This window comes from Geodermatophilus sp. SYSU D00684, assembly GCF_054050455.1.
The window spans coordinates 1-22,245 of sequence record NZ_JBJGZI010000025.1; the positions used below are offsets into that span (position 1 = coordinate 1).

The window sequence follows — 22,245 nt, forward strand, 5'->3', positions numbered from 1 at the left end:
CCGGCCGCGGGGGGGGGGGCTTCTTTGTGTTTTGGGGGGGGGTCGGGCACCCGGCCGGGCGGGGGGGGGGGGGCGGCGGGGGGGGGCCCCCCCCCCGCGGACGCTAGGGCGGCCCTGCGGCGGGACCGGCCGCGTCGTCCACAGCCGGCTGCCCGTCCACAGACCGCCGCCGCGAGCCCCCGCCCGGCCGGGCCGGGCGGAGGCTCGCGGGGTGGTCTCAGGAAGCGGACGTGGTCAGCGTGCCGGCCGGCTCCCCGGCGGTGCCGCCGACGACGACCGAGCGGCGCTTGGAGACCACGACGGCACCGATGACCACCAGCGCCGCGGCGCCGGCGATGAGCAGCCGCACCGTGGTGTTGGCGCCCTCCCCCACGTGCAGGCTGACGACCGCCGGCGCGATGAGCAGCGCCACCAGGTTCATCACCTTGATCAGCGGGTTGATCGCCGGGCCCGCGGTGTCCTTGAACGGGTCGCCCACGGTGTCGCCGATGACGGTGGCCGCGTGCGCCTCGCTGCCCTTCCCGCCGTACGCGCCGTCCTCGACCATCTTCTTGGCGTTGTCCCAGGCCCCGCCGGAGTTGGCGAGGAAGACCGCCATGAGCGTGCCCGCGGCGATCGCGCCGACCAGGTAGGCGGCCAGCGGGCCGAAGCCGAGGCCGAACCCGACCGCCACCGGCGCCAGCACGGCCAGCAGCCCGGGGGTGGCCAGCTCGCGCAACGAGTCCTTGGTGCAGATGTCGACGACGGCGGAGTAGTCCGGCCGCTCGGAGAAGTCCATGATCCCGGGACGGGTGCGGAACTGCTCGCGGACCTCGAACACCACCCGCCCGGCGGCCCGGGACACCGCGTTGATCGCCAGCCCGGAGAAGAGGAAGACCACCGCCGCGCCGATGACCGCGCCGACGACGTTGTCCGGCTCGACCAGGCTGAACGCCTGCCCGATGTCGACGCCGTCGAGCGCCACGCGGACCTGCTCGTTGTAGGAGCCGAACAGCGCCGTGGCGGCCAGCACGGCGGTCGCGATCGCGATGCCCTTGGTGATGGCCTTGGTGGTGTTGCCGACCGCGTCGAGGTCGGTGAGCACGCGGGCGCCGTCCTCGTCGATGTCGCCGGACATCTCGGCGATGCCCTGCGCGTTGTCGCTGACCGGGCCGAAGGTGTCCATCGAGACGATCACGCCGGCGGTGGTGAGCAGCCCGCACCCGGCCAGGGCGACGGCGTACAACGCGGCGCCGCCGCCGATGAGGAAGGCGCCGTAGACGGCGGCGCCGATGAGCAGGGCGGCGTAGACGGCCGACTCCAGGCCCAGCGAGATGCCGGAGAGCACGACGGTCGCGGGGCCGGTGAGCGAGCTGCGGCCGACGTCGCGGACGGGCTTGCGGCTGGTCTCGGTGAAGTAGCCGGTGAGCTGCTGGATGGCGGCGGCGAGCACGATGCCGATCAGGACGGACACGAAGCCGAGCACCTGGGGGTTGACCACCGAGTCGGGGACGTCGGCGACGCTCGGCAGCACGGTGAAGGCCGCGGCGGCGACGAGGACGAGGGAGACGACCGCGGAGGTGAAGAAGCCGCGGTTGATCGGCGCCAGGCCGCTGGCGTCGCCCTTGCCCGGGTTGCTGGCGAGGATGCCGACGACGGAGGCGAGCACGCCGATCGCGGCGACGACGAGCGGGAAGACCATGCCGACGGCGCCGAAGAAGACCTGCCCGAGGATCAGCGCGGCCACGAGGGTCACCGCGTAGGACTCGAAGAGGTCGGCGGCCATGCCGGCGCAGTCGCCGACGTTGTCGCCCACGTTGTCGGCGATGGTGGCCGCGTTGCGCGGGTCGTCCTCGGGGATCCCGGCCTCGACCTTGCCGACGAGGTCGGCGCCGACGTCGGCGGCCTTGGTGAAGATGCCGCCGCCGACGCGCATGAACATGGCCAGCAGCGCGCCGCCGAAGCCAAAGCCCTCGAGGACGACGGGGGCGGTCTCGTCGAACAGCAGCAGCGCCAGCGAGGCGCCGAACAGGCCCAGGCCGACGGTGATCATCCCGCAGACCCCGCCGGTGCGGTACGCGATGCGGAAGGCCGGCCGGTAGCCGCCGGTGCGGGCGGCTGCCGCGACCCGGACGTTGCCGCGCGTGGCCAGCGTCATGCCGATGAAGCCGACCGTGGCGGAGAACAGGGCTCCGACGAGGAAGAAGACCGCGCGGCCGATGCGGGTGCCCCAGCCGCCGTCGTGGACCGGCAGGACGAGCAGGAGCAGGAAGACGATCACGGCGAAGACGCCGAGCGTGCGGAACTGCCGCCGCAGGTAGGCCCCGGCGCCCTCCTGCACGGCCCGGGCGATGTCCCGCATGCGGGTGGTGCCCTGCTCGGCGGCCAGGACCGCGCGCACGAGGGACCACGCGAACACCAGTGCAGCCAGCGAGACGACGAGGGCTGCCGTCACGAGGACGACGTCCCCGCCGGAGAGATCATTGTCCGGCATCGGTACCTCCCAGCGGTCGGCTGCCGACGGGCGGCTCGCGTCCCCGGTCGGCGGAGAGCACGTCGGCGGGCGGGACCGCCCGGAGACGAGGCGCGAGTGTAAGCGGAATCACACTCCGCGGTCTGCCCCCTCCCCGGAACCGGTTCGGGGGCAGCGCGTGACCGCAGGTGGGCGGAGAGGCGCTCCCCTCCCCGGGACGAGGGGCGGCTTGCCCCCGGGTGTGACAGTGGAGGGGTGACCACGCTCCACCCGGTCCGGTCGGTTGCTCCCCCACCCGGCCGCGGAGGGTCCTCGGGGGGCGAGGCGCCGGGCACCGCTGGAGAGGGCACCGCCGGAGAGGGCACCGCCGTGGAGGGCACGCCGGTCCACGGTGCGGCCGCCGCGCACGGGTCCGCGCCCCCCGGGAGCGCCGGGTCCCCGGACGCCGTGCCGCCGGGCGCCGAGCTGCTCGGGGACCTGCTGGCCGGCACCCCGGAGGAGGAGTCCCCGGTCACCCACGTGCACCGGCTGGCGGTGCGGGAGAGCCGGACGCTGCCCTGGCCCGAGTGGGTCGAGCCGGGCCTGCGGGAACGGCTGGAGCAGCAGGGCGTCAGCGAGCCGTGGCGGCACCAGGTGGAGGCCGCCCAGCTCGCCCACGACGGCACCTCGGTGGTCGTGGCCACCGGCACCGCGTCGGGCAAGTCGCTGGCCTACCAGCTGCCCGCGCTGACCCGCCTGGCCGAGGACCCGCGCGCCTGCGTCCTCTACCTCGCGCCGACCAAGGCGCTGGCCCGCGACCAGCTGGCCTCGGTCGCCGCGCTGGCCGACCCGTCGGTGCGGCCGGCCGCCTACGACGGCGACACCCCCGCCGAGGAGCGCGACTGGGTGCGCCGGCACTCGCGGTGGATCGTCACCAACCCGGACATGCTGCACCGCGGCGTGCTGCCGGCCCACCAGCGCTGGTCCTCGACGCTGCGCCGGCTGGCCTACGTCGTCATCGACGAGTGCCACGCCTACCGCGGCGTCTTCGGCTCGCACGTCGGGCACGTGCTGCGCCGGCTGCGCCGCATCTGCCGCCGCTACGGCGCCGACCCGGTGTTCGTGCTGGCCTCGGCGACCGTGGCCGAGCCGGCCGCGGCGGCCAGCCGGCTGGTGGGGGCGCCGGTCGTGGCCGTGACCGACGACGGCTCCCCGCGCCCGGGTGCGACCTTCGCGCTGTGGGAGCCCCCGCTCACCGAGCAGACCGGCGAGCACGGGGCGCCGCTGCGCCGGTCGGCCGCCGCGGACACCGCCGGGCTGCTGGCCGACCTGGTCGAGCGCGGCGCGCGGACGCTGGCGTTCGTCCGGTCCCGGCGCAGCGCCGAGTCGGTGGCCGAGCAGGCCCGCCGGCTGCTGGCCGACCGGGGCCGCAGCGACCTGGTGCGGCGGGTGGACTCCTACCGCGGCGGCTACCTGCCCGAGGAGCGGCGGGAGCTGGAGCGGGCGCTGTCCGCGGGCGAGCTGCTGGGCGTGGCCACCACCAACGCCCTCGAGCTCGGCATCGACATCGCCGGCCTCGACGCCGTGGTGCTCGCCGGCTACCCCGGCACGCTGGCCTCCCTCTGGCAGCAGGCCGGCCGCGCCGGGCGGGCGCAGCGCGAGTCGCTGGTCGTGTTCGTCGCCCGCGACGACCCGCTGGACCACTACCTGGCCCACCACCCCCGCGCGGTCTTCGGCCGGCCGGTCGAGGCCACCGTCACCGACCCGGCCAACCCCTACGTGCTGGGGCCGCAGCTGTGCTCCGCGGCGGCCGAGCTGCCGCTGACCCCCGAGGACCTGCCCGACTTCGGCGGCCCGGTGGCCGAGGCGCGGCTGGAGGAGCTCGTCGCCGCCGGGGACCTGCGGCGGCGCCCGGCCGGCTGGTACTGGGCCGGGCGGGGACGCCCCGAGGTCGACATCCGGGGCAGCGGCGGCGAGCCGGTGGCGATCATCGAGGGCGACACCGGCCGGCTGCTGGGCACCGTGGACGGCGGGGCGGCGCACTCCACCGTGCACACCGGCGCGCTGTACGTGCACCGCGGCGAGACCTTCGTCGTCGACGAGTTCGACCCAGAGGACGCCTGCGCCGTCGTGCACGCCGAGAGCCCGGAGTGGACCACCGTGGCCCGCGACGTCACCGACCTCTCCGTCGTGGACGTCGAGCGCACCCGCCGGCTGGGCACGGTCACCGCGCACACCGGCGTCGTGGACGTGACCAACCAGGTCGTGGCCTACCAGCGCCGGAGGGCCGGCACCGGCGAGGTGCTCGCCGAGTTCCCGCTGGACCTGCCGCCGCGCCAGCTGCGCACCCGGGCGGTGTGGCTGACCCTCGACGCCGACGCGGTCGCCCGCGCCGAGGTCGACGACCTGGCGCTGCCCGGGTCGCTGCACGCGGCCGAGCACGCGGCGATCGGCATCCTGCCGCTGCTGGCCACCTGTGACCGCTGGGACCTGGGCGGGCTGTCTACCGCGCTGCACCCCGACACCGGGACCGCGACGGTGTTCGTCTACGACGGGCACCCCGGCGGCGCCGGCTTCGCCGAGCGCGGCTTCGCGGCGCTGCGGCGCTGGGTGCGGGCCACCCGCGCCACCGTCGCCAGCTGCGAGTGCGAGAGCGGCTGCCCCTCCTGCGTGCAGTCGCCCAAGTGCGGCAACGGCAACGACCCGCTGGACAAGGCCGGCGCGGTGCGCGTGCTCGACGTCGTGCTCGACGAGCTGGCCGCGGCCGAGGACACCGCGGACGCCGACGACGCCGAGGAGCCCGAGGCCGAGGGCACCGCACACGTGATGCCGACCGGACCGGTCCGGGGGCTGCTGCGGCGGCCGGGCACCGGGCGGACCGCTCCCCGGCCCGGGCCCGCCCAGGAGCCCGACGCCGAGGGGCCCGCGGAGCCCGCCGCGGACGCCGGCGCCGGCCACGTCGAGGACGGCCTGGTCTTCTGAGCCCGCGGGCGGTGCCGGCCCGGCGCGCGCGGCCGCCTCGGCGCGGCGGGCGCCCAGCGGCCCGAGCGGCACGGTGACCGCGACCCGGACGTCGACGACCGCGCCGTCCCCGACCGTGCAGGCGGCCAGGTCCGCGCCGTTGGCCCGCGCCACCTCGGCGGCGGCCGCGCACGCGGCCGGGTCCCCGGTGACCGCCCGTGTCGCGGCGGCGAGCGCGGCGAGGTCGGCCGCGGACCCGGCGCGGTGGCGGGCGACCACCGCCGCGCCGACGAGGACCGCGGCCAGCCCGACCAGCGCGAGGACGCCGGCCAGGGCCACCGTCCACACCGTCGCCGAGCCCCGCTCCGGCTCGCTCACCCGCCGGCCACCCCGGGCTCCAGCCGGGCGACCGCGCTCGCCCCGACCCCGACGGCCGGGCCGGCGCCCAGCGGCGCCACCGACGCGGCGACGGTGACCCGGACCTCCTCCCCCGCGACGACCACCGCCGTCACCGCCCCGTCCGGCGCCACCCGGGCGGCCAGCGCGCGGACCTGCGCCGCGTCCTCCCCGCGGGCGGCGGCGCGGGCGCCCTCCCGCGCGGCGTCCACGCAGCGCAGGTGCGCGCCGACCACCACGACGGCGGAGACGACGGCCGCGAGCACGAGCACCAGCACGGGCAGCACCACGGCGGTCTCGGCGGTGACCATCCCGGCCTCCCGCCGGTCCGGGGGCACCGCGTGGCGGCGCACGGTCAGGAGAGGGCGCCGAGCGCGGACTCGACCAGGTCGCCGAGCGCGCTGACGACCGAGCCGCCGGTCACCACGCGGTACAGGACCGCGGCGAAGGCGCAGGCCGCGACCGTGCCGACGGCGTACTCGGCGGTGCTCATGCCCGCCTCGGCGGTCGCGCGGACCCGGGCCCAGCGCGCGGCGAGCCCTCGCCGCGCGGGTTCCTCGGAGATCGGCCTGGCCGGGTCCTCGGCGGGCGGGTGGTGGGCGGTCACGGCTCCTCCTCGGGTCGGTCGGCCCCGGTCGCGGGGCGCGCCCCGACCCTCGCCGCGCCGGGCGCCTCCGTCGGCGTCCGCCCGCAGGCTGTGGACGACGGGCCGCCTGTGGACGGCGGACGGCGGGGTGTCGGTGCTTCCGCTTCAGGTGGTCCCCGCAGATGCCGAATCTGCGAGGAGGTGGCGCGCACGCGTCACCGCAGGCCGGGAGGAGGACCCGTGGCACACGGCACCGACCGCCCCGAGGGCCGCCCCCTCGTGCTCGCCGGCTACGTCGTGGCGCTCGCCGCCGCGGCCGCCGCCTTCGGGCTGGACCGGACGCTCGGCGTCGTCGCCGGCGCGCTCAACGTGGTGTTCGGCGTCTACTTCTGCCGGCACCTCTCCTTCGCCGTCGCCGCCGCCCGCTGGGCCGAGCGCGACCTGCTCGCCGCCGACGTCGGGCTGGACAGCTACACCCCGCCGGTCGCGGTGCTCGTGGGCTGCAAGAACGAGGAGCTCGTCGTCGACGGGATGGTGTCCGCGCTGCTCGCCCTGGACTACCCGGCCGACCGGCTCACCCTGGTCGTCGTCGACGACGGCTCCGACGACGCGACCGGCGCGAAGCTCGACGCCTGGGCGGCGCGGGAGCCGCGGCTGCGCGTGCTGCACCGCCCGCCCGGCGCCGGCGGCGGCAAGTCCGGCGCGCTCAACGAGGCCCTCGACCTCGTCGACGCCGAGGTCGTGCTGGTCTTCGACGCCGACCACGAGCCCGAGCCCACGGCGCTGCGCCGGCTGGTCCGGCACTTCCGCGACCCGGTGGTCGGCGCGGTCATGGGCCGCTGCGTGATCCGCAACGGCAAGGACTCGTCCATGGCCGGCGTCGTCTTCGTCGACTACCTCTCCGGCTACCTGGTCAACGAGTACGGCCGCCAGGCGCTGTTCGAGCTGCCCGCCTACGGCGGCGCCAACTGCGCGGTGCGGATGAGCACGCTGCGGGCGCTCGGCGGCTGGAACCCGGACACCGTCACCGAGGACACCGACCTGACGCTGCGCATCCTCATGGCCGGGCAGCGGGTGCGCTACGACGTCTCGGCCATCGACTTCGAGGAGGCGGTGGTCAGCGCCCAGCGGTTCTGGAAGCAGCGCTACCGCTGGGCCCGCGGCCACCAGAAGTGCCTGCGCGACTACTGGCGGCCGCTCATGCGCACGCCGCACCTCTCCCCGCTGGAGAAGGTCGAGACGTCGCTGTTCCTCGCCGTCTACCACGTGCCGATGCTGTCCGGCCTGGGGCTGCTGCTCACCGTCCTGCGGGCCTTCGGGATCGGTGACCTGCCGGTCGTCGGGCTGCTGCCGCTGTCGATGCTGCTGTTCATCGGCCCGCTCGCCGAGCTGTGCGTCGGGCTGCTGGTCGGCCGGGTCGAGCGGCGGTCGGCCTGGCGGCTGCTCGGCTTCCTCCCGGCGTTCGCGCTGTCGATCTGGATCACCTCCCGCGCCTACGTCGACGGGATGCTCGGACGGCCCTACAGCTGGGTGAAGACCAGCCGGTCGGGCGCCACCTCGACCGTGCTGCCGGCAGCGCCGGCCGCCCCGGCCCACGCCGTCGAGGAGAGCGCCGCCGAGCCCGCGGGCCGGCCGCGGTCGTTCGCCGTTCCCGCCGGGGAGGAGCGGTGAGCGCCGCCGGCCTCGCGGCCCCGCCCGTCCGCCGCAGTGCGTGGCGCGGGACGAACCGCCGGTTGGTGCCGGTGCTGTTCGACCTCGCGCTCGCCGCCGCCATCTGCGTGCTGGGCTTCCGCTACCTGTCCGGCCCGCTGCAGGTGGTCGAGGCCGCCGGGGTGGCGACGGTGCTCGGCTGGATCGCGCCGGGGCAGGTGTCGGGGGTGCTGCCGCGGCACGTGCTGCTCTTCCCCGGCGACGGCGGGATCATCGACGCGGTCGTGACGGCGTCGTGCTCGTCGGTGCTGTCGGTGCTGGGGCTGACCGCGCTGACCGCGGTCGTGCTGCGCAGCCGCAGGCTGCACGCCGTCGGGGGGCTGCTGGTCGCCGTCGCGGCGCTGCTGCTGCTCAACCACGGCCGGCTGCTGCTGTCGGCGGGGGCGGGCCTGCTGTGGGGCGAGGGCGCGCTGGTCCTCTTCCACGACTGGGTCGGCACGGTGTGGAACCTCGTCGCCACCCTCGGCGGCTTCCTGCTCATGGTGTGGATCACCCTGCCGACCCTCGAGCGGGCCGAGCAGGACGTGTCGGGCCGGCACACCGCCCGCCGTCCCGACAGCTGGGCGCGTCCCGGCCTCGGCTACCGGGACCCGGGTGGTGACGAGCGGCGCGCCCGGAAGCGGCGCACCACGGTCACCGGGCTGCTGCACCGCCACGTCTACCCGCGCCGGCTGTCGGCCTGGCTGGCCGCCCGCCGGGAGTCCGGGCGCGTGGACTACCGGCTCGGCCACCTCCCTCCGGACCGCCGGGCCGAGCGCGTCCGCGAGCTGGCCGCCGACGGCCTCGGCGCGCACAGCGCCTCGCTCGTGGCCGTGGCCACCTACGAGACCGACCTCGCCGTCCTGGACTGCCTCGCCGAGTGCGTCGCCGCGCGGCAGTGGGAGCCGGTCACCGACAGCCGGGTGGCCTCGCTGCGGCTGTGGGCGCGGGGCTGGCTGCTGGCCCGGCCGGCTGTCGACGACGGGGTGGCGGCCCGGCTGGTCCACGCGCCGCACCCGACGGTCCCGGTCGCGCGGATCGCGGTGCCGCCCGCCGCGTCCCCGGCCGCACCGCCGCCCGCGGCCCCGCCGCCGCCCGGTCCCGCCGTCCCGCACCCCGCCAGCTTCGCCCGCCCGAACGACTCGGAGACACCCCGGTGACCTCGACCCTGCACCCCGCGCCCACGCCTCCGGCTCGCGGTCGGCACGCGGACCCGGACGCGGTGCGCCCCGCCGTCCTCGTCACCGGGGCGGGCGGCCCGGCCGGCGTCGCGGTCGTCCGCCGCCTGGTCGCCCTCGGGCACCGGGTGGTCGGCGTGGACGCCGACGGGACCGCCGCCGGCGCGGCGCTGGCCACCGTCGGCGCGGTCGTCCCGCGCGCGGACCACGTGCGCTTCGTCGACGCCCTCGTGTCCGTCGCGACGGCGCACGGCGTGGACGCGTTGATCGGCACGGTCGCCGAGGAGCTGCCCGCCCTCATCGCCGGGGCGGAGCAGCTGGCCGCGGCCGGGGTGGCCACCTGGCTGCCGTCGGCGGACAGCGTGGACCTGTGCTGCGACAAGGCCGCGTTCGCCCGCACGCTGCGCGACGCCGGGGTCCCCCACCCCGCCACCACCGACACCCCCGCCGGGCTGGTGCGGGTCCCGGGCCCGTGGGTGGTCAAGCCGCGCGCCGGGCGCGGCAGCCGCGGGGTGCGCCTGCTCGACGCCCGCTCCGCGGTCGCCGAGGCCCTGTCCGGGGACGCCTCGCTCATCGCGCAGACCCGGCTCGAGGGGCGCGAGTTCACCGCCGACGCCCTCGTCGGCCGCGACGGCGGGCTGCTCACCGTGGTGCCGCGCTGGCGCGACGACACCCGGGCGGGCATCTCGGTCAAGGGCACCACCTTCGACTCCCCCGCCGTGACCGACGTGGTCGCCGCCGCGCTGGAGGCGGTGCGGCTGACCGGCCCGGCGAACGTGCAGGGCTTCGTCGCCGACGACGGCCGCGCCACCGTCGTCGAGATCAACCCGCGGTTCTCGGGCGGGCTGCCGCTCACGCTGGCCGCCGGGGCCGACGTCGTCAGCGCCCACCTCGCCGGCATCCGTGACCCGCAGGCCCGGCTGCCGCACCTGTGGTTCACCCCGGGCGTGCGGATGAGCCGCTACTTCGCCGAGACCTACACCGCCGAGGACGGCACCCCGGTGACCGACCCGTGCGCCGCGCAGGCGGTGTCCGCGTGAGCCGCCGGCGGCACGTGCTCGTGCCCTTCGGGACCCGCCCCGAGGTGGTCAAGCTCGCCCCGGTGGTGGCGGCCCTGACCGCCGCGGGCCATCGGGTCGACGTCGTCGACACCGGCCAGCACACCGACCCGGCGCTCTCCACCCGGCTGCAGGAGACCCTCGGCCTCGCGCCGACCTGCCGGTTCGCGTTGCCCACCGACGACCCCGCCGCCCGGTACGGCGCGCTGCACGCCGACGCCGCCCGCGCGGTGGCCCGGTTCCGGCCCGACGTCGTCCTGGCGCTGGGCGACACGAACACCGTGCCCGCCTACGCGCTGGCCGCCCGCGGCGCCGGCGTGCCGTTCGCGCACCTCGAGGCCGGGCTGCGCAGCCTGAACCCGCGCAGCGTCGAGGAGGTCAACCGGCGGGTGGCCGCGGCGGTGGCCGCCCTGCACCTGGCCCCGACCCGGCGGGCCGCGGCGTTCCTCGCCGCCGAGGGCGTGCCCGCGGAGCGCGTGTTCGTGGTCGGCAACCCGGTCGTGGACACGCTCGTGGCCCGCGGCGTCCGCCCGGTCCCGGTGGCGCAGCGGTCCGGCGTGCTGGTGACCGCGCACCGGCCCACCAACGTCGACGACCCGGTGCGGCTCAAGCGGCTGGTCGGGGTCGTCCGCGCGCTGGCCGACCAGGTCGGGCCGGTGACCTTCCCGGTGCACCCGCGAACCGCGGCCCGCCTGGCGGCCGCCGGCCTGGACGCCGAGCTCGACCACCCGGCGATCACCCGCACCGGCCCGGTCGACTACGACACCCTGCTGGCCGCGCTGGCCTCGGCCCGGCTGGCGGTGACCGACTCCGGCGGCATCCAGGAGGAGGCCGCCTTCCTCGGCGTCCCGGTGGTCGTGCTGCGCGGCTCGACGCCGCGGTGGGAGGGCGTCGAGGCCGGCACCACCACGCTGGCCGGCCTGGCCGACGACTCCGCCGCCGACGCCGTCCTGGCCGCGGCCGCCGCGCACACCAGCCCTGCAGGGCAGGCCCGCGCGGCCGGCCTGCCCTGCCCCTACGGCGACGGCACGACCGGGCCGCAGGTGGCTGCCGTCCTCGCCGACGAGGCCACCGACGCGCTGCTGGCGCTGGACGAGCCCGACTTCACCGACGGCCGGCTGCCGTGGTGAGCACCGCGCCGGCCTGGGACGGCCCGCCGCCGCTGGCCGTCGTCGTCGACCTCGACGACACCCTCTACCCGCAGGCCGCCTATCTGGCCGCGGCCGCGGCGGACGTCGGGGCCGCCGCCGGCGCGGCCGGGCTGGACGGCGACGCGGTGCACGCCGCGCTCGTCGCGGAGCTGGCGGCCGGGTCCGACGCCGGCGGGACGATCGACCGCGCGCTGCTCGCCGCCGGGGTGCCCGCCGGCGACCTGGCCCGGCACGTGCCGCCGCTGGTCGCCGCGTTCACCGCGTGCGCGCCGGCGCGGCTCGCCCCCTACCCCGGCGCCCCGCAGGCCCTCGCGGCGCTGGTCCGCGCCGTGCCCGTCGGCTGCCTGACCGACGGCAACCCGGTCATCCAGGCGGCCAAGCTCGCCGCGACCGGGCTCGGCCCGCTGCTGACCGAGGTGCTGGTCACCGACACCCTCGGCGGCCGGGCCGCGCGCAAGCCCGCCCCGCAGGGACTGCTCGCGCTCGCCGCACGCCTGGGCGTCCCCGCCGACCGGGTGCTGGTGATCGGCGACCGGCCCGGCAAGGACGTCGCCGTAGCCGCGGCCGTGGGCGCGCGGGCGATCCGCGTCCGGCAGGGCGAGTACGCGGCGGCGCCGGACGTCCCCGCCCCGTGGGCGGGGACCGGCACGTTCCCCGAGGCCGCGGAGCTCGCCCTCGCGGTGGTCGCCCGGGCCGTCGCGGTCTGAGGACGGCCGGTCCCTCCTCGGGGACCCGGCTCGCGGCCGCCTGCACGCGGCACCCCGGACGTCCGATGGACCTCCGGCGGGGCCGGGTGCGCCGCGGTCCGGGAGGGGGCCACACGGCAGGCCGGACGCGGCGGCGCGCGGTCCCCGCCGTCTCCGGGCAGGTCCACGGCTCCTACGACGTCGCCTGGCGGGACCTCGGGCCCTGCTGCCCGTCCTCGGCGGAGCTGCCGGCCGACGGCAACGGGATGGGCGTGGTCATCAGCCTCGCGGCCGCCGGCGCGGTGGGCGGCACCTCGGTGGTCCTCTCCCGGCGGCGCCGCGACCGCGGGACGCCCGCGCCCACCGCGGGCTGACCGGTTGCGCGCGACCGGATCTACCCCCGAGGGGGGAGGTCCCGTCACCGCGCTGGAGGGCGCCGCCGGCGGCGCCGATGGACAGGTGTCGGGCGGGGATGCCGCCCCTGGCGAGCAGAGGACGGCGGTCGTGGACGGCACGACGACGAGGGGCCCGGGACGCAGTGTCCTGGCGATCGGCGCCCACCCCGACGACATCGAGCTCGGCTGCGGCGGCGCGCTGATGGCGCACGTGGCGGCCGGGGACACGGTGACCATGCTCGTGATGACCGGCGGCGAGAACGGCCCCGGCGACGACGGCCAGATCGCCGGCCGGCGCGTCGAGCAGCAGCGCGCGGCCGAGCTGGTCGGCGCGCGGCTGGCCTGGGGCGGGCTGCGCGACTGCGAGGTCGTGGCCGACTCGGACACGATCCGCCGCATCGAGCAGGTGCTGCAGGAGACCGCCGCCGACCTCGTCTACGTGCACGCCCCCGACGACAGCCACCAGGACCACCGCGCCATCGCCGCCGCCACCCTGGGTGCCGCCCGGCGCCTGCCGCGGATCCTGCACTACCAGAGTCCGTCGACGCTGGCCTTCGCGCCGAGCGTGTACGTCGACGTCACCGCGCACCTCGGCGGCAAGCTCGACGCCCTCGCCGCGCACGCCTCCCAGGTGGAGCGCTCGGCGATGGTCGAGCCGGACGCTGTCGTGGCCTCCGCCCGCCACTGGGGCGCGCAGGCCCGCATCGGCTACGCCGAGGCCTTCCAGCCCACGCGGATGGTGCTCGACCTCGCCCCGGTCGCGCCGGCGGTCCCCGCGGCGGTCCCCGCGGCCTGGGCGCTGGTGCCCCACACCTCCGCGATGGCCGCCGGCCGCCGCTGACGACCCTCCCCCGGGGGCTCACCCGAACACCTGGCCCGCGATGCCGATGACCATCGGCGCGATGCCCAGGCACACGAACGCCGGCAGGAAGCACAGCCCGAGCGGCGCGAGCACCCACACCCCGGCCCGGCGCACGCCCGCCTCCGCCCGGCTGCGCGCCGCCGTCCGCGCCTCCGCCGCCAGCACGCGCAGGGCCGGCACCGCCGCCGCGCCCGACTCCCCCGCGCGGACCAGGACCCGGCCCAGCCCGGCCAGCTCCGGCGGCGCGTCGTGCCACGCCGTGCGGGGCGCGGCCCCGAGGCGCAGCCGGCCGGCGACGTCGGCCAGCGCGGGACCCAGCGGCCCCGGCACCGCGGCCGCGACCGCGCCGAGCGCGGCGCCGACCGGCAGCCCGGCGCCCAGGCAGACCCCCAGCAGGTCGCAGGCCACCGGCAGGTCGGCGGTCACCAGTGCGGGCGCCGGGCCCCTGCCGGGCGCCCGCCGCAGCCACCGGTCGGCGAGGACCGCCCCGACCGCGCCCAGCGCCACCCCGGCCCCACCGCCGACGAGCAGCGCCGTGGCGACACCGGCCAGGACCGGGAGCCCCGGCCGCCGGAGCGGACCGGGAGACGTCTCCGGCGGCCGCTCCGGAGTGGCGGGCGCGCCGAGGGCACGCAGCCGGGCCGTGCGGCGCGCCGCCGGCGTCGGCCACGCGGCCAGCGCGCCGGCGACCGCCAGCAGCGCCAGCGCCTGGGCGCCCACGGCGCTCACCGCAGCGCCCGCCGGACCAGCCGCGCCGACCAGGCCAGCCCCGCCGCCTCCAGCGCCACCCCCGCGACCAGCAGCGCCTGGCCGGGCACCGTCGTGGTGAGCACCGCCCACGGGTCCGCGCCGATGCCGCTGCCCATGGCGAGCGCCAGCAGCGGCAGCCCGGCCAGCAGCGCGGCGCTGGCCCGCGGCCCGGCGGTCACCGAGCGCAGCTCCTCCCGCTGGCGCCGGCGGGCCCGCAGGTCGTCCTCGACGGCCCCGGCTACGGCGGCCAGCGAGCACCCCGTCCGGGCGCTGAGCTCGACCGCCGCCGCGAGCCGCCCGTGCGCCGAGCCGAGCTCCGACGCCTCCTCCGCCGGCACCGTCCCCGGCGCCCGGAGGGCGCGGGCGAGCCCCCGGGCGCCGTCCGCGTCGGGGACCACCGCCACCGCTGCCGCGGTCGCCGCGTCGAGCGGCCGGCCGCTGCGCAGCTCCGCGGCCAGGGCGGCCAGGGCGTCGGCGAGGACGTCGAGGTCCCGCTCGTCCCGGCGCAGCGCGCGCTGTCGGACCGCCGCCCGGGCGGCGCCGGCGGCGGCCGCACCGGCCAGGACGGCCAGCATCGGCGGGCCGGCCAGCGCCCCGGCGGTGGCGCCCGCGGCCGCGGCGAGGACCGGCCAGGACCGCGGCGCCGCGACCAGCGGTCCCCGCGCCGGGCGGCCCGCCCCGGTCAGCCGGCGCAGCCGCGCCCGCCGTCGGGCCGCCTCGCCGGGCCACAGCAGCAGCGCCAGGGCGCCCGCGGCCAGCGCCGCGGTCACGGCGTCCCGCCGTCGAGGAGGGCGGCCAGCCGGTCCGCGCCCGGGCACGGGCCGCCGTCGGCCCGCCAGCCGGCGTCGACGGCCACGAGGTCGCCGTCGCGTCGCACCACCCCGACCTCGGCGACCCGGCGGCCCGCGGGGGTGCGCCGCAGGTGCACCACCACCGCGAGCGCGGCCGCGGCCTGGCTGTGCACCGCCCGCCGGTCCAGGCCGGCCGCCACGCCCAGCGCCTCGAGCCGGGCGGGCACCTCCCCCGGCCGGTTGGCGTGCAGGGTGCCGCAGCCGCCCTCGTGCCCGGTGTTGAGCGCGGCGAGCAGGTCGGTGACCTCCGCGCCGCGGACCTCGCCGACCACCAGCCGGTCCGGCCGCATGCGCAGCGCCTGGCGCACCAGGTCGCGCAGGGTCACCTGCCCGGCGCCCTCCACGTTCGGCGGGCGGGTGAGCAGCCGGACGACGTGCGGGTGCGCCGGGGTCAGCTCCGGGGCGTCCTCGCAGAGCACGACGCGCTCGTCCGGCGGCACCTCGCCGAGCAGCGCCGAGAGCAGCGTGGTCTTGCCCGACCCGGTGCCTCCGGTGACGAGGAAGGCCAGCCGCCACCGCACCACCGCCCGCAGCAGCGACTCCGACCGCCCGGGCAGCGTCCCCCGCGCGGCGAGGTCGGCGAGGCCGAGGGAGCAGCGCCGCAGCACCCGCAGCGACAGGCAGGTGCCCGCGGCCGAGACCGGCGGCAGCACCGCGTGCAGCCGGGTGCCGTCGGGCAGGCCCGCGTCGACCCACGGCGCGGCGTCGTCCAGGCGGCGCCCGGCGCTGGCGGCCAGCCGGACCGCGAGCCGGCGGACGGCGTCCTCGTCGGGGAACCGCACGTCCGCGGGCTCCAGGCCGCTCCCCCGGTCGACCCACACCTCGGCGGGGCCGTTGACCAGCACGTCGGTGACGCCGGGCGCCCGCAGCAGCGGCTCCAGCGGCCCGGCGCCGGCCAGCTCGGCGACCGCGTCGCGCACCGCGGCGAGGACGTCGGTCTCGCCGAGCAGGCCGGCCTCCTCCCGCACGAGCGCCGCCACCGCGGCCCGGCTCGGCGGGCCCGGCTCCAGCGCCAGCCGGGCGCGGACGCGCTCGACCAGCGGCAGGCCGCTCACGCCGCCCGCTCCGGCCGGGACAGCTCGCCGAGCAGCCGGCGGACGAGCGCGCCCAGCGGGCTGCGCGGCGCCACCGACGGCGGCTCGCCGCGCTCGCCCCGGGGCAGCGCGCCGCGGTCGTGCCCCAGTTCGGCGAGCACCGGCCGCCCGGCCACGGCGGCCACCTCGGCGGCGGACAGGCCGCCCGGGACGGGGCGCACCACCAGCCGGGCCGCCGACCACGGTGCCCCGTCAACCAACGTGCGGGCGGCCGAGGCGGCGCGCAGCCGCGCGGGCACGACCAGCAGCGCCAGGTCGGCCTCGGCCAGCACCGCCTCCGCCGCGGGGTCGGGCGCCGCCGCGCGCGGCAGGTCCACCACCACCGGCAGACCGCGGTCCCGCGTGGCGTCGACGACGGCGGTGAGCGCCTCGGCCGGCACCGGCACCGGGTCGTCGCGGGCCGCGGCGAGGACGTGCACCCCCGCGGCTGCGGGCAGCGCGGCGAGCAGTGCGTCGCCGGCCACCCGGCCGCGCACCCCGGTCAGCTCCGGCCAGCGCAGCCCCTCGGCGTCCTCGGCGCCGAGCAGCAGGTCCAGCCCGCCGCCCCACGGGTCGGCGTCGACCAGCAGGACGCCCTCGCCCCGGTCGGCGGCGGCCACGGCGAGCGCGGTGGCCAGCGTGCTGGCGCCCGCCCCTCCGCAGCTGCCGCCGACGACGGCCAGCCAGCCGCGCGCCACCGGCGACCGCCCCGCCTCCCCCGCCCGGGCGGCGAGCCACGCCTCGTCGGCGGGCAGCACGGCGACGCGCTCGGCGCCGCGCTCCACCGCGGCCGCCCAGGCCGGCGCCGGCAGGGCGTCGGGCGCGACGACGACCACGCCCGGGCGGCGGGGCAGGGCACGCACCGCCGGGCTGTCGAGGACGTCGGCGCCGAGCAGCACCAGCGCGGCGTCGCGGTGGGCGCGGCGCAGCGCCGTCCCGCCGGTGGCCACCTCGGGCTCGGTGCCGGCGGCGGCGAGGACCCGCAGGACCTCGTCGAGGAGGTCCTCGTCGGCGCAGACGACCAGCGGGCGGGACGGCGGGGGGACCGGAGGCGCGGGCACGCCCCGGAGCCCATCGCGGACTGCCGGTGCGCGCGTGCCGGACCGGGCAACTGTGGACGACCCCAAAGGGTGTGGACGGAGTTGCGAGACCCGTCACACCCAGGGCGTCCGCTTACAGTCGTGAACCGTGACGCACGCCGCGGCGTTCTTCGACCTGGACAAGACGGTCATCGCCAAGTCCAGCACCCTGGCCTTCGGCCGCCCCTTCTTCGCGGGCGGGCTGATCAACCGCCGGGCGGTGCTCAAGGGCGCCTACGCGCAGTTCGTCTTCTCCCTCTCCGGCGCCGACGCCCAGCAGATGGAGCGGATGCGGGCGCAGATCACCGACATGGCGACCGGCTGGGACGTCGCGACGGTGCACGAGATCGTCCGCGAGACGCTGCACGAGGTCGTGGACCCGCTGGTCTACGCCGAGGCGGCCGACCTCATCGAGTCCCACCGGGCGGCGGGGCGGGAGATCGTCATCGTCTCCAGCAGCGGCGCGGAGATGGTCGAGCCGATCGGCGAGATGCTGGGCGCCGACCGGGTGGTGGCCACCCGGATGGTGACCGTCGACGGCCGCTACACCGGCGAGATCGAGTTCTACGCCTACGGGGAGAACAAGGCCGAGGCGATGCGGCAGCTGGCCGCCGAGAACGGCTACGACCTGGCCGACTGCCACGCCTACAGCGACTCGGTCACCGACCTGCCGATGCTCACCGCGGTCGGGCACCCGACGGCGGTCAACCCCGACCGGGCGCTGCGCAAGGTGGCCGCCGAGCGGGGCTGGCCGGTGCTGGAGTTCACCCGGCCGGTGTCGATGCGCTCGCGGTTCGCGGTGCCGCCGGCCCCGGTGGTCACCGGCGCCGCGATGGGCGTGGGCGCCGCGGTCGCCGGGCTGGCCTGGTACGCGCGGCGGCGGGCGCTGCGCGCGGTGCCCGCCGTCGCGGCCGCCGCGACGGCGGCGGTCCCGGCCGCCGGGCGCCGGCGGCGCCGGGGCGCCTGAGGCCCGTCCGCTCAGACGCCCAGCCGCCCGCGGAGCCCGTCCACCCGCTCCCGGACGCCGTCCACCAGCGTGCGCACCGCCGACACCGGCGCGAACGCCCGCGCCGCCGCGGTGAGCGCCGCCTGCTCGTCGGGCCGCAGGTCGACGTCGCCGGCCGCGGCGTTGGCCTCCACCTGCTCCACGGTCGAGGCGCCGGGGATGACCACCACCTGCGGCAGCGAGACCAGCCAGGCCAGCGCGATCGTCCCGGGCCGGACCCCGTGCGCGTCGGCGACCTCGCGCAGGAGGGCGAGCAGCGGCTCCGCGCGCCGCAGGTTCTCCGTGCCGAACAGCGGGTTGGCCGCGCGCACCCCGCCGGGCCGGTTCTCCACGCCGTACCGGCCGCCGAGCAGGCCCTGCGCCAGCGGGCTGTAGGCGATGACGACCCGCCCCTCGCGCTCGGCGAAGGGCACGAGGTCCTCGAGCGCCCCGGGCCGGGCGAGGGAGAACTGCACCTGGTTGGTGAGGACCGGCCGGCCCAGCGCCGCGTCGGCCGCCCGCCAGCGGGCCAGGGAGTAGTTGGAGACGCCGGCGGCGCCGATGCGGTCCTCGTCGAGCAGCTGCCGCAGGCCCGGCATGACCACGCTGTCGGGGACGACCGGGTTGGGCTGGTGCACCTGGTACAGCGGGATCCGCGTCAGGCCGAGCCGCCGGGCGCTGCCCTCGAACCGGGACCGGACCACGGGCGGGAACGGCGCCACGGGGAACACCTTCGAGGCGACGACGACCTCGCCGCGCTCCTCCCCCAGCGCCTCGCCGAGGATGCGCTCGCTGCGGCCGAAGCCGTAGACCTCCGCGGTGTCGAACAGCGTGACGCCGAGCTCCCGCGCCCGGCGGACGATGTCGCGCGCCGCGCCCTCGGCGTAGCCCTCGCCGTAGCCCCACTCGCGGGACCCGAACTGCCAGGTGCCCAGCCCGATCCGGCTGACCGGGCCGAGCCCGTCGACGTCGAGGTAGCGCATCTGCCCACTGTGCGCCGCGGCCGGACCGGGCGCAGGGCGGGCCGGTCAGCCGCGCAGGATCGCCTCGGCGATGGCCAGCCCCTCGCGGGCGCCGAGCTCGGTGGCGCGGCAGCAGTGCACCAGCCAGGCGGCGACACCGTCGGGACCGCCCGCGGCGTAGCCGGCCAGCCGCTCGCGGTAGGCGTCGGCGCCCAGCTCGACGAAGCCGACCTCGGGCACCGACACGGCCTTGGGGTCCAGGCCGCGGCCGATGGTGGTGAGCCGGGCCGCCGCCCGGGCGACGACGCCGTCGGCGGTGCCGAACGGCGCCAGGGCCGCGAGCTCGCCGTGCACCAGCCCCGCCACCAGCACCGCGGGCACGGTCGAGGTGCCGGTCACCACCTGGAACAGGCCGGACAATCGCGGCCCGGCGTGCGGGCCGGGGCGGCCGAGGCCGGCCCGGTCGGTGAGGTCGGCGGCGGCCAGCGCGTGCAGCCGGGCGAGCACCTGCCCGGGCGCCTTCGCCCACGTGTCGACCAGGGAGCCCAGCCCCACCGACACCCGCAGCGAGCCCTGCACGACCGGGTCGTCGACCGAGCCCGCGCGCAGGTCGGCCAGCGGGACGTCGACGCCGTCCAGGGCCGCCGACGCACGGGCCCCGCGCAGCGCCGACTCGGTGCTGACCTCGGCCGACCGGTTGCGCATCAGCCGGTGGGCCAGCAGCCGGTCGATGCCGGCGCGGGCGGCGTCGGCGGCCTCCCGGACCCCGGGGAGGTCGAGCAGCGGGGCCAGCGGGTCGGGGCCGGTCGGCGCGGCGGCGGGACGGCCGGCGCCGGGACGGACGGGGATGGTCACGTCCCGACGGTACGAGCACCGGCCCCGGGGCCCGCGCCCGCCTGCCCTACGCTCGGCGACCACCATGGCCCGCCCGCTCACCCTCCTCCTCGTCCGGCACGGGCAGAGCACCTGGAACGCCGCCGGGCTGATGCAGGGCCAGACGGCGCACGTCCCGCTCACCGACCAGGGGCACGACCAGGCGCGGACGGCGGCCCGCGAGCTCGCGGCACTCGGGCCGTGCGCGATGCTGTCCAGCGACCTGCTGCGGGCGGTGCAGACCGCCGAGCACTGCGCCGCCGCGACCGGGCTGGCGTTCACCACCACGCCGGCGCTGCGCGAACAGGGCTACGGCGTGCTCGAGGGGCGGCCGTCACGGGAGCTGTGGGACGTCGTCGACTGGACCGACCCGCACTGGGCGGCCGAGGGCGGCGAGAGCCTGGCCGACCTGCACGCCCGGGTCGCGGCCCTCCTCGACCGGCTGCGGACGGACCCACCGGCCGACGTCGTCGCGCTGGTCACCCACGGCGACACCATCCGCGCCGCACAGGCGGTGGCCGCCGGGCTGGGCCCCGCGGAGATGCCGGCGGTGACGCCGCACAACGGCACGGTCACCCGGCTGGAGCTCACGGCGGCGGTCGCCTGATGGCCCGGGTGCTGGTGCTGGGCGGGTCACGGTCGGGGAAGTCGGCGCACGCGGAGTCGCTGGTGGCCGACCGGCCCGGCGTCGTCTACCTGGCCACCTCGGCACCGGCGCCGGACGACGCCGAGTGGACCCGGCGGGTCGCCGCGCACCAGGCCCGCCGGCCGGCCGGCTGGACGACGCTGGAGACGACGGCGCCCAGCGACCTGCTGCGCGGCGGGACGGTCCTGGTCGACAGCGTGACCACGTGGGTCGCGGCGCTCATGGACGAGACCGGCGTCTGGACCGACGAGCCGGGCGCCCTCGACCGGCTGGCCGGCCGGGTCGACGCGCTGGTCAACGCCTGGGCGATGACCCCGGCGCACGTGGTCGCGGTCAGCGACGAGGTGGGCCTGGGCGTGGTGCCGGAGACCCGCGCGGGCCGGCTGTTCCGCGACACCCTCGGCGAGGTCAACCAGCGGCTGGCCGGCACCGCCGACGAGGTGTGGTTCGTCGTCGCCGGGCTGCCGCAGCGGCTGCGGTGACGCGCCGGCCGAGATGGGCCGGCCCGCTGGAGTCGGTCGCGCTGCTCACCGTGGTCCGCGTGCCCGCCGCCGGGACGACGTCCACCCGCGGGGTGCTGCCCTGGGCGCCCCTGGTCGGGCTGGCGCTCGGCGGCGCCGCGGCCGGGGTCGGCGTGCTCGGCGCGCACCTGGTGTCCCCGCTGACGGGGGCCGTGGCGGCGCTGGCCGTGCTCGCCTGGCTGACCCGGGCGCTGCACCTGGACGGCCTGGCCGACACCGCCGACGGCCTGGGTCCGCTGCGCGGCCGGGAGCGGGCGCTGCAGGTCATGCACCAGGGCGACGTCGGCCCGTTCGGCGTCGTGACGCTGGTCCTCGCGCTGCTGCTGCAGGCGGCGGCGGGCGCGGCGCTGCTGGCGGCCGGTGGCGGCTGGCTCGCACTGTGGACGGCGGTCGTCGTGGCGCGGCTGGCGATGGCCCGCACCGGGCTGCCCGGCACGCCGACGGCCGCGGGCTCGTCGCTGGGGCGGGCGGTGGCCGGCACCGTGTCGGTGCCCTGGCTCGCGGGGTGGGGGTTGCTCGTGGTCGGCGGTGCGGCCGCGGCGGGGTGGGCGGCCGGCGGTCCCGGGACCGGGGCGGCGCTGGCGGGGGCCGCGGGAGCCGGCCTGCTCGCGGCCGAGCTCGTCCGCGTCCGCGCGACGGCCCGCCTCGGCGGCGTCACCGGGGACGTGATGGGAGCGATGGGCGAGGCGGCGGCGACCGTCGTGCTGCTGGTCGCCGCCGCCTCGCTGGCCTAGGAGGTCCGCCCGCCGGTCAGCGGCGGCCGGTCGGGGCGGCTCGTCAGCGGCGGCCGGTCAGCGAGCCGAGCAGGCGGCTCAGCCCACCGGAGGCGGCGGTCGTCGGCGTGCCGCGGCCGAAGCGCCGGGTCGGGGCCGGGGTCGCCATCTTGGAGCGGCCCATGCCCCGGCCGGATGGCATGCCGCGTCCGGCGGTGCCCCGGCCCATCCCGCGCCCGGAGGCGCGGCCGGCGGCGGCGCGGCCCCCGGCGGCTCCGCGACGAGCCGTGGTCTCAGCAGTGCCCAGGAGTCGGTTGAGGATGCCCATGGTGATCGACTACCCGGCCACACGGGGACCCGAACCGTTTCCGGATCGGTACCGCGCGTCGTCACGGCTCG

At 78.6% G+C, this 22,245-nt stretch carries 22 protein-coding genes and 1 pseudogene; 12 read left to right on the forward strand and 11 right to left on the reverse strand.

Annotation, left to right across the window (positions count from 1 at the left end; genetic code table 11):
- Positions 1 to 217: 217 nt before the first annotated feature.
- The gene (locus ACI79L_RS17700) at positions 218 to 2,473 is read right to left on the reverse strand and encodes a sodium-translocating pyrophosphatase (RefSeq protein ID WP_456938027.1); all 2,256 of its coding nucleotides are present in this window, start codon (positions 2,471 to 2,473) and stop codon (positions 218 to 220) included.
- A 348-nt stretch (positions 2,474 to 2,821) separates the two neighbouring features.
- On the opposite strand from ACI79L_RS17700, the gene ACI79L_RS17705 reads away from it, so the two are divergent.
- Positions 2,822 to 5,413: a DEAD/DEAH box helicase gene (locus ACI79L_RS17705; RefSeq protein WP_456938028.1), complete on the forward strand. Its 2,592-nt coding sequence runs from the start codon at positions 2,822 to 2,824 to the stop codon at positions 5,411 to 5,413.
- A gap of 27 nt (positions 5,414 to 5,440) precedes the next feature.
- Here the strand turns inward: ACI79L_RS17705 and ACI79L_RS17710 are convergent.
- From ACI79L_RS17710 to ACI79L_RS17720, 3 genes and pseudogenes are all read right to left on the reverse strand, one after another.
- A pseudogene (locus tag ACI79L_RS17710) lies at positions 5,441 to 5,770 on the reverse strand (Rv3654c family TadE-like protein); the annotation flags it as partial.
- The gene (locus ACI79L_RS17715; protein WP_456938029.1) at positions 5,767 to 6,099 is read right to left on the reverse strand and encodes a TadE family type IV pilus minor pilin; all 333 of its coding nucleotides are present in this window, start codon (positions 6,097 to 6,099) and stop codon (positions 5,767 to 5,769) included. The gene ACI79L_RS17715 and the pseudogene ACI79L_RS17710, both read right to left, overlap by 4 nt.
- Positions 6,100 to 6,143: 44 nt before the next feature.
- Positions 6,144 to 6,395, reverse strand: coding sequence for a DUF4244 domain-containing protein (locus ACI79L_RS17720; RefSeq protein WP_456938030.1), 252 nt, complete (start codon positions 6,393 to 6,395; stop codon positions 6,144 to 6,146).
- Positions 6,396 to 6,614: 219 nt separating this feature from the next.
- Between ACI79L_RS17720 and ACI79L_RS17725 the strand changes: the two genes are divergently transcribed.
- From ACI79L_RS17725 to ACI79L_RS17755, 7 genes are all read left to right on the forward strand, one after another.
- Positions 6,615 to 8,045 (forward strand): glycosyltransferase, encoded by a 1,431-nt coding sequence (locus ACI79L_RS17725; protein WP_456938031.1) that lies wholly within the window; start codon positions 6,615 to 6,617, stop codon positions 8,043 to 8,045.
- Positions 8,042 to 9,223, forward strand: coding sequence for a hypothetical protein (locus ACI79L_RS17730; RefSeq protein ID WP_456938032.1), 1,182 nt, complete (start codon positions 8,042 to 8,044; stop codon positions 9,221 to 9,223). Before ACI79L_RS17725 ends, ACI79L_RS17730 begins: the two co-directional genes overlap by 4 nt.
- Positions 9,224 to 9,285: 62 nt before the next feature.
- Positions 9,286 to 10,281, forward strand: a complete 996-nt coding sequence (locus ACI79L_RS17735; RefSeq protein WP_456938033.1) for an ATP-grasp domain-containing protein — start codon at positions 9,286 to 9,288, stop codon at positions 10,279 to 10,281.
- On the forward strand, positions 10,278 to 11,429 hold the full coding sequence (gene wecB / locus ACI79L_RS17740) for a non-hydrolyzing UDP-N-acetylglucosamine 2-epimerase (RefSeq protein ID WP_456929820.1): 1,152 nt from the start codon (positions 10,278 to 10,280) through the stop codon (positions 11,427 to 11,429). The genes ACI79L_RS17735 and wecB overlap by 4 nt, the downstream gene beginning before the upstream one ends.
- Complete coding sequence (locus ACI79L_RS17745; RefSeq protein ID WP_456938034.1) at positions 11,426 to 12,157, forward strand: HAD family hydrolase; 732 nt, start codon at positions 11,426 to 11,428, stop codon at positions 12,155 to 12,157. The genes wecB and ACI79L_RS17745 overlap by 4 nt, the downstream gene beginning before the upstream one ends.
- 65 nt (positions 12,158 to 12,222) lie before the next feature.
- The gene (locus tag ACI79L_RS17750) at positions 12,223 to 12,510 is read left to right on the forward strand and encodes a hypothetical protein (RefSeq protein WP_456938035.1); all 288 of its coding nucleotides are present in this window, start codon (positions 12,223 to 12,225) and stop codon (positions 12,508 to 12,510) included.
- Between the two features lie 130 nt (positions 12,511 to 12,640).
- Positions 12,641 to 13,372: a PIG-L deacetylase family protein gene (locus tag ACI79L_RS17755; RefSeq protein ID WP_456938036.1), complete on the forward strand. Its 732-nt coding sequence runs from the start codon at positions 12,641 to 12,643 to the stop codon at positions 13,370 to 13,372.
- Positions 13,373 to 13,390: 18 nt separating this feature from the next.
- Here the strand turns inward: ACI79L_RS17755 and ACI79L_RS17760 are convergent, their stop codons facing one another.
- From ACI79L_RS17760 to ssd, 4 genes are read right to left on the reverse strand one after another with little or no spacing between them, the layout of a single operon-like run.
- Complete coding sequence (locus ACI79L_RS17760; protein WP_456938037.1) at positions 13,391 to 14,122, reverse strand: type II secretion system F family protein; 732 nt, start codon at positions 14,120 to 14,122, stop codon at positions 13,391 to 13,393.
- Positions 14,119 to 14,913, reverse strand: coding sequence for a type II secretion system F family protein (locus ACI79L_RS17765; protein ID WP_456938038.1), 795 nt, complete (start codon positions 14,911 to 14,913; stop codon positions 14,119 to 14,121). Before ACI79L_RS17765 ends, ACI79L_RS17760 begins: the two co-directional genes overlap by 4 nt.
- Positions 14,910 to 16,049, reverse strand: a complete 1,140-nt coding sequence (locus tag ACI79L_RS17770; protein ID WP_456938039.1) for a TadA family conjugal transfer-associated ATPase — start codon at positions 16,047 to 16,049, stop codon at positions 14,910 to 14,912. Before ACI79L_RS17770 ends, ACI79L_RS17765 begins: the two co-directional genes overlap by 4 nt.
- Complete coding sequence (ssd, locus tag ACI79L_RS17775) at positions 16,046 to 17,128, reverse strand: septum site-determining protein Ssd (RefSeq protein ID WP_456938040.1); 1,083 nt, start codon at positions 17,126 to 17,128, stop codon at positions 16,046 to 16,048. Before ssd ends, ACI79L_RS17770 begins: the two co-directional genes overlap by 4 nt.
- Positions 17,129 to 17,255: 127 nt before the next feature.
- On the opposite strand from ssd, the gene ACI79L_RS17780 reads away from it, so the two are divergent.
- A complete protein-coding gene (locus ACI79L_RS17780; protein ID WP_456938041.1) occupies positions 17,256 to 18,113 on the forward strand; it encodes an HAD family hydrolase in 858 nt (285 codons plus the stop codon).
- 11 nt (positions 18,114 to 18,124) lie between these two features.
- Here the strand turns inward: ACI79L_RS17780 and ACI79L_RS17785 are convergent, their stop codons facing one another.
- Positions 18,125 to 19,114, reverse strand: a complete 990-nt coding sequence (locus ACI79L_RS17785) for an aldo/keto reductase (protein WP_456938042.1) — start codon at positions 19,112 to 19,114, stop codon at positions 18,125 to 18,127.
- Positions 19,115 to 19,159: 45 nt separating this feature from the next.
- Positions 19,160 to 19,948 carry an oxidoreductase gene (locus tag ACI79L_RS17790; RefSeq protein WP_456938043.1) on the reverse strand — a complete coding sequence of 263 codons (789 nt, stop codon included), beginning with the start codon at positions 19,946 to 19,948 and terminating at the stop codon, positions 19,160 to 19,162.
- A gap of 64 nt (positions 19,949 to 20,012) precedes the next feature.
- Here ACI79L_RS17790 and ACI79L_RS17795 point away from each other — a divergent pair, with 64 nt between their 5' ends.
- Genes ACI79L_RS17795 through ACI79L_RS17805 form a run of 3 tightly spaced genes read left to right on the forward strand, consistent with a single transcriptional unit; the run spans position 20,013 to position 21,867 of the window.
- Positions 20,013 to 20,573, forward strand: a complete 561-nt coding sequence (locus ACI79L_RS17795) for a histidine phosphatase family protein (protein WP_456938044.1) — start codon at positions 20,013 to 20,015, stop codon at positions 20,571 to 20,573.
- Positions 20,573 to 21,094 (forward strand): bifunctional adenosylcobinamide kinase/adenosylcobinamide-phosphate guanylyltransferase, encoded by a 522-nt coding sequence (gene cobU / locus ACI79L_RS17800; protein ID WP_456938045.1) that lies wholly within the window; start codon positions 20,573 to 20,575, stop codon positions 21,092 to 21,094. The genes ACI79L_RS17795 and cobU overlap by 1 nt, the downstream gene beginning before the upstream one ends.
- Positions 21,091 to 21,867 (forward strand): adenosylcobinamide-GDP ribazoletransferase, encoded by a 777-nt coding sequence (locus ACI79L_RS17805; RefSeq protein WP_456938046.1) that lies wholly within the window; start codon positions 21,091 to 21,093, stop codon positions 21,865 to 21,867. The genes cobU and ACI79L_RS17805 overlap by 4 nt, the downstream gene beginning before the upstream one ends.
- Before the next feature lie 43 nt (positions 21,868 to 21,910).
- On the opposite strand, the gene ACI79L_RS17810 is transcribed toward ACI79L_RS17805, so the two are convergent.
- A complete protein-coding gene (locus ACI79L_RS17810; protein ID WP_456938047.1) occupies positions 21,911 to 22,048 on the reverse strand; it encodes a hypothetical protein in 138 nt (45 codons plus the stop codon).
- Between the last annotated feature and the right edge of the window lie 197 nt (positions 22,049 to 22,245).